Annotated in this window: 16 protein-coding genes and 1 tRNA gene; 6 read left to right on the top strand and 11 right to left on the bottom strand. The window is 66.0% G+C overall.

Going from position 1 to position 13,678, the window contains the following annotated elements:
• The 4 genes from AC1DJ5_RS08985 to AC1DJ5_RS09000 all read right to left on the bottom strand — a co-directional run bounded on the left by AC1DJ5_RS08985 (position 1) and on the right by AC1DJ5_RS09000 (position 4,234).
• Positions 1–1,017 (bottom strand): threonine aldolase family protein, encoded by a 1,017-nt coding sequence (locus tag AC1DJ5_RS08985; RefSeq protein WP_477020365.1) that lies wholly within the window; start codon positions 1,015–1,017, stop codon positions 1–3.
• A gap of 3 nt (positions 1,018–1,020) precedes the next feature.
• Positions 1,021–1,944: a mechanosensitive ion channel family protein gene (locus tag AC1DJ5_RS08990; RefSeq protein ID WP_441456234.1), complete on the bottom strand. Its 924-nt coding sequence runs from the start codon at positions 1,942–1,944 to the stop codon at positions 1,021–1,023.
• Between the two features lie 91 nt (positions 1,945–2,035).
• Entirely contained in the window at positions 2,036–3,844 is a 1,809-nt protein-coding gene (locus AC1DJ5_RS08995) for an ATP-binding protein (RefSeq protein ID WP_477020366.1), read from the bottom strand.
• Between the two features lie 102 nt (positions 3,845–3,946).
• Complete coding sequence (locus tag AC1DJ5_RS09000) at positions 3,947–4,234, bottom strand: BolA family protein (RefSeq protein WP_477020367.1); 288 nt, start codon at positions 4,232–4,234, stop codon at positions 3,947–3,949.
• Positions 4,235–4,294: 60 nt separating this feature from the next.
• Between AC1DJ5_RS09000 and AC1DJ5_RS09005 the strand changes: the two genes are divergently transcribed.
• Entirely contained in the window at positions 4,295–4,966 is a 672-nt protein-coding gene (locus tag AC1DJ5_RS09005; RefSeq protein ID WP_441456237.1) for a J domain-containing protein, read from the top strand.
• Here AC1DJ5_RS09005 and AC1DJ5_RS09010 read toward each other — a convergent pair.
• Positions 4,926–5,195, bottom strand: coding sequence for a hypothetical protein (locus AC1DJ5_RS09010; protein WP_477020368.1), 270 nt, complete (start codon positions 5,193–5,195; stop codon positions 4,926–4,928). The two genes, AC1DJ5_RS09005 and AC1DJ5_RS09010, sit on opposite strands and share 41 nt — an antisense overlap.
• A 131-nt stretch (positions 5,196–5,326) precedes the next feature.
• Here AC1DJ5_RS09010 and AC1DJ5_RS09015 point away from each other — a divergent pair, with 131 nt between their 5' ends.
• Complete coding sequence (locus AC1DJ5_RS09015; RefSeq protein WP_441456239.1) at positions 5,327–5,755, top strand: organic hydroperoxide resistance protein; 429 nt, start codon at positions 5,327–5,329, stop codon at positions 5,753–5,755.
• A 59-nt stretch (positions 5,756–5,814) separates the two neighbouring features.
• On the top strand, positions 5,815–6,819 hold the full coding sequence (gene cobS, locus AC1DJ5_RS09020; protein ID WP_477020369.1) for a cobaltochelatase subunit CobS: 1,005 nt from the start codon (positions 5,815–5,817) through the stop codon (positions 6,817–6,819).
• 1,002 nt (positions 6,820–7,821) lie between these two features.
• Here cobS and AC1DJ5_RS09025 read toward each other — a convergent pair.
• Positions 7,822–8,889 (bottom strand): COX15/CtaA family protein, encoded by a 1,068-nt coding sequence (locus AC1DJ5_RS09025; RefSeq protein ID WP_441456306.1) that lies wholly within the window; start codon positions 8,887–8,889, stop codon positions 7,822–7,824.
• Between the two features lie 131 nt (positions 8,890–9,020).
• Here AC1DJ5_RS09025 and AC1DJ5_RS09030 point away from each other — a divergent pair, with 131 nt between their 5' ends.
• From AC1DJ5_RS09030 to AC1DJ5_RS09040, 3 genes are all read left to right on the top strand, one after another.
• Positions 9,021–9,275: a transglycosylase gene (locus AC1DJ5_RS09030; protein ID WP_477020370.1), complete on the top strand. Its 255-nt coding sequence runs from the start codon at positions 9,021–9,023 to the stop codon at positions 9,273–9,275.
• The gene (locus tag AC1DJ5_RS09035) at positions 9,275–9,484 is read left to right on the top strand and encodes a DUF2842 domain-containing protein (protein ID WP_477020371.1); all 210 of its coding nucleotides are present in this window, start codon (positions 9,275–9,277) and stop codon (positions 9,482–9,484) included. Before AC1DJ5_RS09030 ends, AC1DJ5_RS09035 begins: the two co-directional genes overlap by 1 nt.
• A 105-nt stretch (positions 9,485–9,589) precedes the next feature.
• Complete coding sequence (locus tag AC1DJ5_RS09040; RefSeq protein WP_441456309.1) at positions 9,590–10,531, top strand: FkbM family methyltransferase; 942 nt, start codon at positions 9,590–9,592, stop codon at positions 10,529–10,531.
• Between the two features lie 133 nt (positions 10,532–10,664).
• On the opposite strand, the gene AC1DJ5_RS09045 is transcribed toward AC1DJ5_RS09040, so the two are convergent.
• The 5 genes from AC1DJ5_RS09045 to plsX all read right to left on the bottom strand — a co-directional run bounded on the left by AC1DJ5_RS09045 (position 10,665) and on the right by plsX (position 13,664).
• Positions 10,665–10,741: transfer RNA gene (locus AC1DJ5_RS09045), tRNA-Pro, on the bottom strand.
• A gap of 71 nt (positions 10,742–10,812) precedes the next feature.
• Positions 10,813–11,229, bottom strand: coding sequence for a MerR family transcriptional regulator (locus tag AC1DJ5_RS09050; RefSeq protein WP_477020372.1), 417 nt, complete (start codon positions 11,227–11,229; stop codon positions 10,813–10,815).
• Positions 11,230–11,234: 5 nt separating this feature from the next.
• Positions 11,235–11,543 (bottom strand): integration host factor subunit alpha, encoded by a 309-nt coding sequence (locus tag AC1DJ5_RS09055; RefSeq protein ID WP_441456311.1) that lies wholly within the window; start codon positions 11,541–11,543, stop codon positions 11,235–11,237.
• Positions 11,544–11,616: 73 nt separating this feature from the next.
• Positions 11,617–12,594 (bottom strand): beta-ketoacyl-ACP synthase III, encoded by a 978-nt coding sequence (locus AC1DJ5_RS09060; protein WP_477020373.1) that lies wholly within the window; start codon positions 12,592–12,594, stop codon positions 11,617–11,619.
• A complete protein-coding gene (gene plsX / locus AC1DJ5_RS09065) occupies positions 12,591–13,664 on the bottom strand; it encodes a phosphate acyltransferase PlsX (RefSeq protein WP_477020374.1) in 1,074 nt (357 codons plus the stop codon). The genes AC1DJ5_RS09060 and plsX overlap by 4 nt, the downstream gene beginning before the upstream one ends.
• Positions 13,665–13,678: the final 14 nt, after the last annotated feature.

A 13,678-nucleotide genomic window follows, 5' to 3' on the forward strand; every position in this document is an offset into this window, starting at 1 on the left:
TCAGTTCAGGCTCGCGATAGCTTCGAGCAGTTCATCGACCGCGCCTTCGGTCGTCGCCCAGGAACAGACGAACCGCACCGAGCCGTCGTCGAACTGGTAACAGGCCCAGCCCAGGGCGTTCAGCTTCTGATGCGCGTCGTCCGACATCCGCACGAAGACGGCGTTGGACTCGACCGGATGCGCCAGCACGAAAGGCGAGCGGGCTTCGATGCCGTCGGCCAGACGCTGGGCCATCAGATTGGCGTGGGCGGCGCCGTCCTCCCAGGCGTTGGATTCCAGCAGGCCCAGGATCGGCGCGGCCAGGAAGCGTGCCTTGGACGCCGTCTGCCCGGCCTGCTTCAGCCGGTTGTCGATCCGCCGCGTCAGGCTCTTGTCGAAGATGACCAGAGCCTCGGCGCAGTTCGCCCCCGCCTTGGCCCCGCCGAACACCAGAATGTCCACGCCCAGACGCGGAATGTCCTTGAGGTCGAAGCCCGCCGCGACCGCATTGGCCAGCCGCGCTCCGTCCATGTGCACGCCCAGACCGGCCTGTTTCGCCGGTTCGATCAGGTGGCGCAGCTCTTCCTCGGAATAGACCGCGCCGTATTCCGTCGCCTGGGTCACGCTCAACGCCGCCGCTGGCTGGCGATGACCCACCACCGGTTCGTCCAGCGCCGCGCGCAGCGCCACGGTTTCGATCTTGCCCGAATAGCCCGGCAGGCCGATCAGACCGACGCCGTGACCGAAAAAGCCCGGCGCGCCCGTCTCGTCGGTGCAGATATGGGCCGCGTGGTGCGTCAGCACCGCCTCATAGGGCTGGGCCAGCATGGACACGGCGATGGCGTTGGCCGCCGTGCCGCTGAACACGAACCGCACCTCCGCATCGGCGTCCAGACGCTGACGGATCAAGTCCGCGGCCCGCGCGCAGGTCTCGTCCGCGCCGTAAGCGCGGGCAAAGCCCGTATTGGCCCCGATCAGGCCGTTCAGGGCGGCCGGCGCCATGCCGGCGGTGTTGTCCGATCCGAAATCGTAGCGCACGAGTCAGCCTTCCTGTTCTGCCGGCGCCATGACGACGCGAGCGAATTTGGCGTCCTTCGCGGGCACCTCGACCTGATGCGGGAAGGGTATCTCGATTCCGGCGGCGTCCAGCGCCTCCTTGCCGCCCTGCATCAGGTCGGCCTGGGTCTGCCACCAGTCGCCGACCTTGACCCAAGCGTGCAGGGTGATTTCCACAGCGCTTTCCTTCAGGGCCGTCACGCCGGTCCACGGCGTCGGATCGGCCAACACCTTGCCGTGGGCCGCCGCCACCCCCGCCAGAATGCTGGACGCTGTCTTCAGGTTCTCGCCATAGCCGACGGTGAACTTGATTTCGATCCGGCGCGTCTTCTGCCCCGTCAGATTGATGATGACGTCGCTCAGGACCTTGGAATTCGGGATCACGATCTTGTGGTTGTTGGCGTTCGTCAGCTGGGTCGTGAACAGGTCCAGCTTCTGGACCGTGCCCGACGCGCCGCCGACGTCGATCGCCTCACCGACGCGATAAGGTCGCAGCATCAGCAGCATGACCCCCGCCGCCACGTTCGACAGCGTGCCCTGCAAGGCCAGACCCACCGCCAGCGAGGCCGCGCCCAGAACCGCGATGATCGAGGTCGTCTGCACGCCCAGACGCTGCAGCACGGCGATCATGCCGATGATGATGATCACGACACGCACGACCTGAGCGGCGAAGCTCAGCACCGTCTGGTCATGACGGAAGGCCCGCATCCGGCCCAGCACCCGCCGCGTCACGCCAGCCGCCCAACGCGCCACAAACAGGGTGGCGACGGAGATCAACGCCGCGATCGTCAGATTGATCGCCAGATCGCCGGCCATGTCGGCCAGCTTGGCCAGAATGGCGGCGTCGACGGTCAGTCGCCTTTCACCCACGGCGACCGTCTGCGTCAGTGTTTCATGCAGGAAAGACATGGCCTTGGGTCTAGCGTCTGCCCCCGCGAATGGAAGCCCTAGAGGGCGGGCTTTTCATTCAATTCCCCAAGGACCATCGGCGACCAGAGCTTCAGGCTGCTGCGGCGGACTCGACTTCAACCAGCTTGTGCATCGCCCCGCGACCGCCCTGCACCTGCCCCATCAGCACGGCCAGGCCGCGGAAATCGATGGGCTTGTTCATATAGGCGTCGGCGCCGGCGGCCATACCCGCCTCATGATCTTCGGTACGCGCCGAGGCGGACAGGACGACGATCGGCGTATCGATATTGACGCCCCCGCCTTCCCGGATCAGCCGAGTCGCCGTCAGACCGTCCATCACCGGCATGTTGACGTCCATGATGATCAGGTCGAAGCGCTGGTTCCTCGCCGCCTCGACCGCAAGTTCGCCGTTCTCGGCCGTGCTGGTGCGGTGCCCCGCCGACCCCATCCAGGCCTCAAGGATCATGCGGTTGACCGGATGGTCCTCGACGACGAGCACGTCGAGATCATGGCTGTTCGCGATATCGGCGTCGATCTCCTCGGCGATCTCGGGGCGGCTCCACTCGACCACTTCGCCCTCGACCGCCAGGGTGAAGGTCGACCCTTCGCCCAGGGTGGAGGTCACCGTGATGTCGCCGCCCATGATCTGCGCCATGCGCCGCGCGATGGTCAGGCCCAGCCCCGTGCCGCCGAATTTACGCGTCGAGGAGTTGTCGACCTGGGTGAAGGGCTGGAACAGCCGATCCAGGTCCTCCGTGGAAATGCCCGACCCGCTGTCGGTGACCGAAAACTCGAACGCCACGCGGCGGTCGGAAATGCGCCGACTATAGACGTTGAAGCGAATGTCGCCCTGATCCGTGAACTTGACCGCGTTCGAAAGCAGGTTCTGCACCACCTGACAGACACGGAGAGGGTCGCCGCGAACCACCGCGGGCATCTCGCCCTCGAACGTCGAGATGAAATTCAGCCCCTTCGCCTCGGCCTGGGCCACGAAGGGCCCGATGATGCGGCGATGCAGATCCTCGATCTGAACATCGACCACGTCGAAACTCATCTTGCCCGCCTCGATCTTGGTCATGTCGAGGATGTCGTTGAGCAGGCTCAACAGGTTGTCGCCCGAGTTGCGGATGATCGAGAGGTACTCGCGTTGCGTCCCCTCAAGCCGCGTGGCGCTGAGAAGCTGCGCCGCCCCCAGCACCCCGTTCATCGGCGTGCGCAGTTCGTGCGAAATGACGCCGAGGAAGCTGGACTTGGCTTGGTTCGCCGCGTCCGCCTTGTCGCGCGCGGTCTCGAGCTCCTCGATCAGATGGGACTGATGCGTCTGGAAGGCGCGGATGCGCTCTTCGCGAAGCATGGTCATGGTCACTAGGACGAACAGGCTCGCGGCCGTGAACGGCACCAGGGCGAGGAAGGGCCAGAACAACGGCCCGCCGAGCAGGCTGACGACGATGATCGCCGCCGCCACGCCATAGGGCGAGGAAATCATGATCGCCTGACGCGGCGAACTGCGCAGCTGGGCGAACACCAGCACATAGCCCGACACCAGCAAGGCGATGGCCAGTTCATGGCCAAAGGGCGATTTGGAGAACCAGGCGATCAGCGGGGCCACGGCCCAGACCGCCGTCGTGCCCGTCGCCACGGCCGGGAACACCATGCCCCAGCCGGCGCCGACACGCTGGCTGACACGCTTTTCAACCTCGCCGCGCAGGGCGCCGGCCGCCAGGGTGGCGACGAACCACGCCGTTCCCTGGACCATGCCGACGGTCGCGATCACGCCGACGGCCCAGCTGACGATGATCAGATAGCGCAGATAATGGGTCTGCAGGATCGCGGTCAGCGCCTGTGCGGCTTCACCGGGCGCTTGTCCGTCCAGTCCCTTGATCCCGTCAGATTCCACCATTCGCTAGCCCCCGCCTTTGCAAATCAGTTCGAGCCAAACGCTAGGATGAAGGTTCTAAGACGAGATGAATGAGGACATTTACGTATCAAAGCGGCACACCGTCTAGGCTGAAGCGGCCTCGCGCACCGTCAGGGCACGGACGGAAAGCGCGTGAACCGGTCCCGACAACTCGTCCCTCAGCGCGGCGTTGACCGCCCGCTGTCGCGCGATCCGCCCCTGCCCCTCGAAAGCGTCCGACACGATCATCAGCTGGAAATGGCTCTCGCCGCCGTCCTTGGCGTCCATGCCGCCCTCATGGTGGTGACCGGCGTGTTTCCAGCTGTCGTCTTCCAGCTCGATCCGCGCTGGAGCGAAGGCTGCCGTCAGTTTTTCGCGGATAAGTGCCGCCACGGGGCCATCTGACATCGGTCGTTCCTTGAAGCTGTCCAAATCAGGCTTACACTTCGGGCGATGTCCGCGTCTTTTCAATACAAACCCCGCTTCACCGATATTCGAGTGAAGCCGCCCAAGCCGGAAGAGGAACAGGCCGAGGCCGATGTCCTGCACCTGAAGCCCGGCGAGAAGCCGTGCCAGTGGCCGGACTGCAGCCGCCCGGCGACGGCCAAGGCGCCCAAGTCGCGCGAGCAGTTGGCTGACTTCTACGACTTCTGTCAGCCGCATGCGGGCCAGTACAACAAGGGCTGGAACTTCTACGCCGGCATGAGCGAGGGCCAGGTCCGCGCCGCCCAGGAAAACGAGGCCATGACCGGCGGCCGCCCGACCTGGGAGATGAAGGCCGGCAAGAACACGCGCGAAGCCGCCGCCTTCGCCGCCAAGATGGGCACGGCCAACACCGAGGGCGCGGGTTCATGGCGCGACAGCTTCGGCCTGTTCGGCCGCCGCACCCAGGACCAGGCCGGCCCCGCCGCGCCCGAGGTGCACCGCATCGGCAAGATCGAGCGGGCGGCCCTGGCCGACCTCGATCTGAAGCCCGGCGTCGACAAGGCGGCCATCAAGGCGCGCTATCATGAGATGCTGAAGCGCTTCCACCCCGACACCAACGGCGGCGACCGCGGCGCCGAGGCCAAGCTTCAGCGCGTCATCAAGGCCTGGAAAACCTTGAAGAAGGCCGGGCACGCCTGAGCGAACGAAGCAGTCCGCCCGACCGAGGCTGGCCGGCGACGCGGGTCATCGCCCCTTCGCCCGAGCCGTCCCAGATTTCAGCGAAGGCGGCCTCGCCGTTTTCATCCAGCAACCGAATCCGCGTTTCTTGCACGGCTTCGGGGAAACTGTCCGCGTCCAACGCGAACATCAGCGGCGTGCTTTCGGGCGCGTGATAAACGTAGCAGAAGTACTGCGTGTGCGTGTTCATGGCACCTTCCCCGACGGAAGCGATGAACAAACTATTAACACCCCCTTGTGGATTACACGAATCACAGAACCGTTGTTTCTGAGCTGCTGACGCCCATATCCGATTCCTCGAAACGCCAAAGGAGTCGCCTGATGGAAGTCTTGTATCGTGCACACGCCACGGCCTCGGGAGGCGGTCGCGACGAGGGTCGCTCGGCCACCGACGATGGCAAGATCGACGTTCACCTGTCCGTCCCCACCGAAATGGGCGGCAAGGGCGGCGTCGGAACCAACCCCGAACAGCTTTTCGCCACCGGTTACGCCGCCTGCTTTCTCGGCGCCCTGCGCCTGGTCTCGGGCAAGGCGAAAACCCCCGTCGCCCCGGACACGAAAGTCACCGCCGGGATCGGCATCGGCAAGAACACCCGCGGCGAAGGCTTGAACCTTGATGTCGCGCTCAGGATCACCGACCACGGCCTCGACCGCGCCGTTATCGACGACCTGATCCAGCAGGCGCATCAGTTCTGCCCCTACTCCAACGCCACGCGCGGCAACGTCGACGTGGCGCTGTCGGCGGAATAACCGTCCAGTTTCCTCGCGCGCGTGTTGAGCCGCGCGCGCGGGGGCACTAGATGGGAGCCATGACCTCTCCCCTCGACGCTTCGCCCGATCCCCTGGTCACGCTGGAACCGCACCGCAAGGTGACGGTGAGGGAGGCGTTCGGCGTCGATTCCGACATGCTCGTGCCGGCCTTCGACACGCGCGACAGCCATGTGCCCGAGATCGACGACAGCTACCGCTTCGATCCGCAGACCACGCTGGCCATCTGCGCCGGCTTCGCCTTCGACCGCCGCGTCATGGTTCAGGGCTATCACGGCACCGGCAAGTCGACCCACATCGAACAGGTCGCCGCCCGCCTGAACTGGCCGCTGGTGCGCGTGAACCTGGACAGCCACATCAGCCGCATCGACCTGATCGGCAAGGACGCCATCGTCCTGAAAGAAGGCAAGCAGATCACCGAGTTTCGCGAGGGCATCCTGCCCTGGGCCCTGCAACGCCCGGTCGCCCTGGTGTTCGACGAATACGACGCCGGCCGTCCCGACGTGATGTTCGTGATCCAGCGCGTGCTGGAGGCCCAGGGTCGCCTGACCCTGCTGGATCAGAACCGCGTCATCCGCCCGAACCGCTGGTTCCGCCTGTTCTCGACCACCAACACCATCGGTCTGGGCGACACCTCGGGCCTGTATCACGGCACCCAGCAGATCAACCAGGGTCAGATGGACCGCTGGAACATCGTCACCACCCTGAACTACCTCGACCACGACGTCGAAGCCGAGATCGTCGCCGCCAAGATCCCCGAATGGAACGACGCCGACGGCAAGCGCCGCATCGCCGCCATGGTCCGCGTCGCCGACATGACCCGCAACGCCTTCATGAACGGCGACATCTCCACCGTCATGTCGCCCCGCACGGTCATCACCTGGGCCCAGAACGCCATGATCTTCGGCGGCGACCTGGCGCTCAGCTTCCGCCTGACCTTCCTGAACAAGTGCGACGAACTGGAACGCCCCACCATCGCCGAGTTCTACCAGCGCGCCTTCGGCGAGGATCTGCCGGAAGCCGCGACGCGGGTGAAGGTGGGGTAACCTCTTCCTTCTCCCCTTGCGGGAGAAGACGCTCAAGCAGCCCGAAGGGCGTTAGCGCTCTTAAGTCTCCTTCTCCCCTTGCGGGAGAAGGTGGCGGCCGAAGGCGGACGGATGAGGGGTTTCCGCACCATCCTCCCGTTCATCCCGGCGGACGCCGGGATCCAGTGCGAGCCCCACGCGCCCCGCTTGTCGCCCCAGGACTGGACCCCAGCGTCCGCCGGGGTGAGCGGTATTAAGGTGCAGCCATCACAATCCCCCCGCCCAATCCCTGACCCCGCAAGCGATCGCGTCAACGCCAGCCCCCATCACCTCGCCCCACCCGCCAACCGCGCCATGCTCCACCTGTCCCGTCGCAAGGGAGGGCTCGCTCGGCCGGCGAACCGAAGCGGCGGCGGGAGCGGAGAGAACGGGGGTCTTGTCGGACCGTCAGCCTCTCGTCGCGCGCACCGGGCAAGGGAGCACCCAGCGGAAGGCGGCGATGGATCAGGCGGGCGGTTCAGGAGTGAGAGACGAGGCGGCGCGAACGCGCTTCTTCCTATCGTGGTCTCAAGTAGCCCGAAGGGCGATAGACCACACTCCATTCATGACGCCGCTGGGGCCTAGCGACGGGGCGTTCGACCCGTCCGCCATAGAGGCTCCGGTCAGGGTCGAGGGGGTTACTCGGACCGTTCCAGGACCGCGTCGTCGCGCGGCCTGCCCGTCATGGGCGCCGGGGGTAGCCGTAAACAACGGTGCCTGCCCCGAGCTCATGTCCAACTCTTCGCGCGGGGCGCTTTGCTTTCGTCGAAACGGTAAAACTACATCCACTCCGGGCGAAGGCCCGGCGCCCCGCCCAGCCCTCCGCCGCCCGCGATCTCGCGAGGCGGGCGTCCGCGCTCAAGCAGCCCAAAGGGCGATAGCGCACCCAAAATGCCCTTCTCCCGTTGCGGGAGAAGGTGGCCGAGCGGAGCGAGGTCGGATGAGGGGTCTCGCGACGTTGCAAGTAATGCCCGACCTTCGCGATCAGAAGCCCGTGGAACGCGGTCCGCTCATGAATAGGCGCGGGCGCGAGCGGCGGACCAGCCACAGGTTGACGGTCGCCGCCGCCAGCACCAGGGCCGCGACCGCCTGGTGCAGCGCGCCGAGCGTGATCGGCACGGCGTGCATCAGGGTGACGACGCCCAGCCCCGCCTGAAGCCACAGAGCTCCCGCCAGGACGAAGGCCGACAGGCCCAGCCCCTCGGCCAGCCGCCAGCGCCAGGCGTGGATCGCATAGGCCGTGCCCGCCGCCAGCAGCAGATAGGCGCCGATGCGGTGATTGAACTGCACCAGTCCCTGATCGTGCAGGAAGGCCAGCGCCCCCTTGCCCCATTCCACCGGCGGGAAGACCGCGCCGTTCATCATCGGCCAGTCGGTATAGACGAAGCCCGCCTTGGCCCCGGCCACCAGGCCGCCCAGCAGGCATTGCAGGAAGATCGCGCCCAGCAGCAGACCCGCGCCCCAGGTCCAGCCCCTGGGCGAGCGCGAATAGTCGGACCCGGACCAGGCCTCCAGCCCCGTCCAGATCAGGCCGGCGAAGATCAGGAAGGCCAGACCCAGGTGGGTCGCCAGCCGCTCCGGCGCGACATCCACCCGCTCCGACAGGCCGCTGGACACCATCCACCAACCGATCAGCCCCTGCAGACCGCCCAGCGCCAGCAGGATCAGGCAGCGCAGGATCAGCCGCCTGGGCATCCGCCGCATCAACAGGAAGACGAGGAAGGGAACCGCGAAGACCACGCCGATCAGCCGCCCGAACAACCGATGCAGCCATTCCCACCAGAAGATGCCCTGGAACTCGCCCAGGCTCATGCCGGCGTTGATCTGGGCGTACTGCGGGATCGCCTTGTACTTCTCGAAGGCGTCGGCCCAATCGGCGGCGTTCAGCGGCGGGATCGCGCCCATGATGGGCTTCCACTCGGTGATCGACAGGCCCGAGCCCGTCAGGCGCGTCACGCCGCCAATGACCACCATGGCGAAGACCATGGCCGCGCTGAAGAACAGCCATGACGCCACAGCGCGGCTGCTATCCTGATTTACAAAACGGTTCATTCGACGCCTGCCGTTCGCCCCGATACACTGTCGCCAAACCCACCGGGCGACCGGGGCGGTATGCCCCTCCAGCGCGGCAAGATCGAGTCGCTTTCGACGCCAAAGCGTCGCACAGTTTTAAAGGAGCGCCCGTGGCGCCATACGCGGATATCGCCATCGCCGTCCTGGGGGCGCTTGCCCTGGCCTGGATCGCCGACCTGCTGACCGGCCGACGCGGCCTGGGTGGAACCATCCTCGTCGCCGCCGTCGGGGCGGGATGCGGCGCCTTCCTGGCCATCCGCGTCTTCGCCGTGGCCACGCTGAGCGACTGGACCTGGGTCGTCTGGTCCCTGATCGCCGCCGTGATCTGCCTGGTCGCCTTCTTCCTGTTTCGGAGCAAGCGCTGATGCCGCCGCGCGCCCGCCGATTCGTCGCCACTGTCGGCGTCCTGCTGTTCCTCACCTTCTGGGTCTGGGGTGCGGTGACGATCAACGACCGCTTGCCGAACATCTGGTGGCTGGACCTGATCTTCTTCACGGTCGCCGGGATCGGCTGGGGCGTCCCCCTGATCCCGCTGCTGCGCTGGGCCGAGCGCGACCCGAAACCGAAGGCCTGAAACGCCCGACGGGCCGGCTTCGGGCTTGAGCCCCTCCCGCTTCCCATGCCACCGTTCTGCGGAATCGGCAGGGTTGATGAAATTCGACCCTGGAGGGGGATCGGGATGTTTGAATCGACCGAAATCGTGAGGGCGGCTTTTCGGGCCATCCTCGGGCGAGAACCCGGCCATGCCGGCCTGGCCCAGGCAACGACTGCACTGGCCCACGGGATGCCGCTCGACGATTTTCTGTCGAACATCCTTCACTCACCGGAATATGTGAGCCGGGTGCGGAAACATAGTGGTTTTGCGGGCTTCACGCCGGTCAGCACAGAGATCGCGGGCCGACGCCTGTGGCTCGACCTTGCTGATATGTACGTATCGCGCGTCTGCCTGACAGGCTCCTATGAGCCCAGCGAAACTGAATTCGTCCGCGCGGAACTCCGCGAAGGCGACACCTTCCTCGATGTCGGCGCCAACATTGGCTGGTTCACGACTCTGGCGGCCCAAATCGTCGGTCCATCCGGCGTCGTGCATGCCTTTGAGCCCCGCAACGAGACCCGAGCCCTCCTCGCCCGATCCATCGTCGATAACGCGATTGACGACATCGTCCAGCTTCACGACGCCATCGTGTCGGATCGGCCCGGCCAATCGCGTCTTGTATGGCTTGAGGGAGGGAACAATCCCGGTGGAACCCGGGTCATGTCTGACGTGGAAATGTTCGGAGAGGGCATGGCGATCCAATCCGCACGCGCCATCGCCGTCGACGACCTGAACATCGACGGTCGCTTGTCCCTCATTAAGATGGACATTGAGGGCGCCGAGGGACTGGCGCTCAAAGGCGCGAGACAGACCCTCGCCCGCCATCGACCAATCATCCTGACCGAACTGTATGATCCTGCCCTTCAGTTTGTATCGGGAATGGCGATTGGCGACTTCGGCGCCCTGGTAAAGGATCTCGGCTATGAAGTGCGGCGGCTTCTCGATGGCAAGGCCGACGAAATCCTCGCCGACGTGGACGGCTTGGTCACCGACGCTCCCATAAGCGTCGTGCTTTCACCGTTCTAACGCCCCGTGAAGTCAGCGGGCGGCCGCTGAGGCCTGCCGTGAACAAACAGTCGGATTCGGATTGACCTGAAAGTTGAACGGGCGGTCCGCCGCATGGCAGACCGCCCGTCAAATATTCCGACCAATGTCGAAATGGTCGGAGCGACAGGATTCGAACCTGCGACCCCTTGACCCCCAGTCAAGTGCGCTACCAGGCTGCGCCACGCTCCGAAGGCGCTCCGTATAGACGGCGATTTCGCAGTCCGCAAACGCTAAAACGCTCTTCGAACAACAAGTTCGCCTCAGCGCTGAAGAACCGCCTCCAGACGCGCCTTCGCCGACTCCAGGTCGGCCAGAACAGCGCCCAGGCGTGCGGATTCAAACGGCCGCGCCGTCGCGACGTGGGCCGTTTCCCGCTCAAGTTCCGAATCGATCTCCAGCGTCGTCGCCGGATCGCCATAGGCGGCCAGACGGGCCAGACCCTGCTCCTTGCGCAGGCGCTGAACACCGCGAATCGTCAGTCCCTCGTCGTGCAGCAGCCGCCGCACGGCCTTCAGGACGGTGACGTCCTCGGGCCGATAGAATCGCCGCCCGCCCGCGCGTTTGACGGGGGCGATGAAGTCGAACTTCGTCTCCCAGAAGCGCAGCACGTGTTGCGGCGCGCCGACTTCGTCAGCGGCCTCGGAAATGGTGCGAAAGGCGTTGGGGCTCTTGGCCACGCTCGTCAGTCCTCGACGACGGCGTCGTGCACCCGGCTCTTCATGATCTGCGAGGCGCGGAAGCTGATGACCCGGCGCGGGTTGATCGCGGCCGGTTCGCCCGTCTTGGGGTTGCGGCCCATCCGGGCGCGCTTCTCGCGCACCTGGAAGACGCCGAATCCGGACAGCTTCACCGTCTCGCCGTGCTCCAGCGATTCGACGACCAGTTCGAGCGTACGCTCGACAAGGCCCGAGCATTCCTGGCGGGACAAGCCCACCTCTTCATGCACCGCCTCGCACAAATCCGCCCGGGTGAGGGTCTGTTGTCCCGTCACTGCATCTCTCCCCTGCCAAGCCCGCACGCATAAAAGGGCAAAGTCGCCCCGAATCAAAGCCCTGAATACAGATCTAGAAGCGGAAGGCGCACGCGCCCCACGTCAGGCCGCCGCCCATGGCCTCGATCAGCACCAGATCGCCGCGCTTGATCCGCCCGTCCTTGATGGCCGCATCCATGGCCAAGGGGATGGAGGCCGCCGAGGTGTTGGCGTGCATGGCCACGGTCGAGATGACCTTGTGCTCGTCCAGACCCAGGCGTTCGCCGACACCCCGAATGATGCGCTGGTTGGCCTGGTGCGGCACGAACCAGTCGATCTCGGCGATGGAGACGCCCGCGGCCTCGGCCGCCCCGGTGATGGCTTCGGCGATGTTGACCACGGCGTGGCGGAAGACCTGATTGCCCAGCATCTTCAGATGGCCGACCGTGCCGGTCGTGGCGGGACCGCCGTCGACATAGAGCATGTCCGACTTGGTGCCGTCGCAGCGTAGGGCGAAGCCCAGCAAGCCCTGATCAGCCTTGGTCCCCTGGCCCTCACGCGGTTCGATGACAAAGGCGCCGGCGCCGTCGCCGAACAGGACGCAGGTGGTCCGGTCGCTCCAGTCCATCAGCTTGGTCATTTCCTCGGCGCCGATGACCAGGGCGCATTTGGCCATGCCGCGCGCGACGAAGCCGTCGGCCACGCTCATCGCATAGACGAAGCCCGAGCAGACGGCCTGAACATCGAAGGCGATGCCGACCGGCGCACCCAGCTTGCGCTGCACGATGGCGGCGGTGGCGGGGAAGGTCTGGTCGGGCGTGGTGGTGGCGACGATGATCAGATCGACGTCGGCGGCCGTCTTGCCCGCGTCGGCCAGGGCGCGTCGCGCGGCCTCGACCGCCAGATCGCTGGTCGGTTCGTCGTCGCGGGCCTGGTGCCGTTGGTGAATGCCGGTGCGCTCGACGATCCACTCGTCAGAGGTATCGACGAATTTGGCCAGGTCGGCGTTGGTGACGACCTTCTCCGGCAGGAAAGAACCGACGCCGGTCACGGCGCTGCGAATGACGCTCACTGGTGGGTCTCCCCGATGGTTTCGGCGGCGGGCGCGGGCTGGTCCAGGGCGGCGAGCCGCCCCAGATTGGCCCCGACCTTGGCCATGTAATCGCTACGCGCCAGATCGACGGCGATGCGGATGGCGTTTCCATAGCCCCGCGGCGTGGCGCCGCCGTGGCTTTTCACGACAATTCCGTTCAGGCCCAGCAGAGGCCCGCCGTTGATGGCGTTGGGGTCAATCCTGGCGGCCATGCGCTTCAGCGCCGGCATGGCGATCAGCGCGCCCAGCTTGGCGATCGGACCCGAGGTCAGCGCCTCTTTCAGCAGGCTGGAGATAAAGCGCGCCGTGCCTTCGGCCGTCTTTAGGGCGATATTGCCGGTGAAGCCGTCGGTGACGATCACGTCCACCGTGCCCTTGGCGATGTCGTCGCCCTCGACGAAGCCGTGATAGGCCAGCGGAATCCCGCCCTGGCGTAGGATGGCGTGGGCCTCGCGCACCTCGTCATGGCCCTTCATATCCTCGGAGCCGACGTTCAGCAGGCCGACCGTCGGCTTGGCCACGCCATGCACGGCCGACTGAAAGGCCTCGCCCATGATGGCGAATTCGATCAGTTGCTTGGCGTCGCTGCCGATATTGGCGCCGACATCCAGCACCGCCGTATAACCGCGCATGGTCGGCCAGCTGGCGACGATGGCCGGACGCTCCAGCCCCGGCGCCGCCATGCGCAGCAGCAGTTTGGAAATGGCCATCAGGGCGCCGGTGTTGCCGGCGGACACGGCGGCCTTGGCCTCGCCCGTCTTCACCGCCTCGATGGCGTTCCACAGGCTGGAACCCTTGCCCCGGCGCATCGCCTGGGCCGGCTTTTCGTCCATGGCCACGACCTTGTCGGTATGGCGCACCTCGCAGGCGACGTCCGTCAGGCCGCAGCGCGCCATCTCGGCGCGAATCGCCGCCTCGTCGCCATGCAGCAGGAAGCGCACACCCTCGCCGTCATGCCGCAAGAGATAGTCCTTCACGCCGCCGACCACGACCGAGGGACCGTGGTCTCCCCCCATGGCGTCGAGCGAGATCAGTGTTGGGGATGCCAAGTGGAAATGGACTC

The organism is Brevundimonas sp. 01N35, from assembly GCF_056399785.1.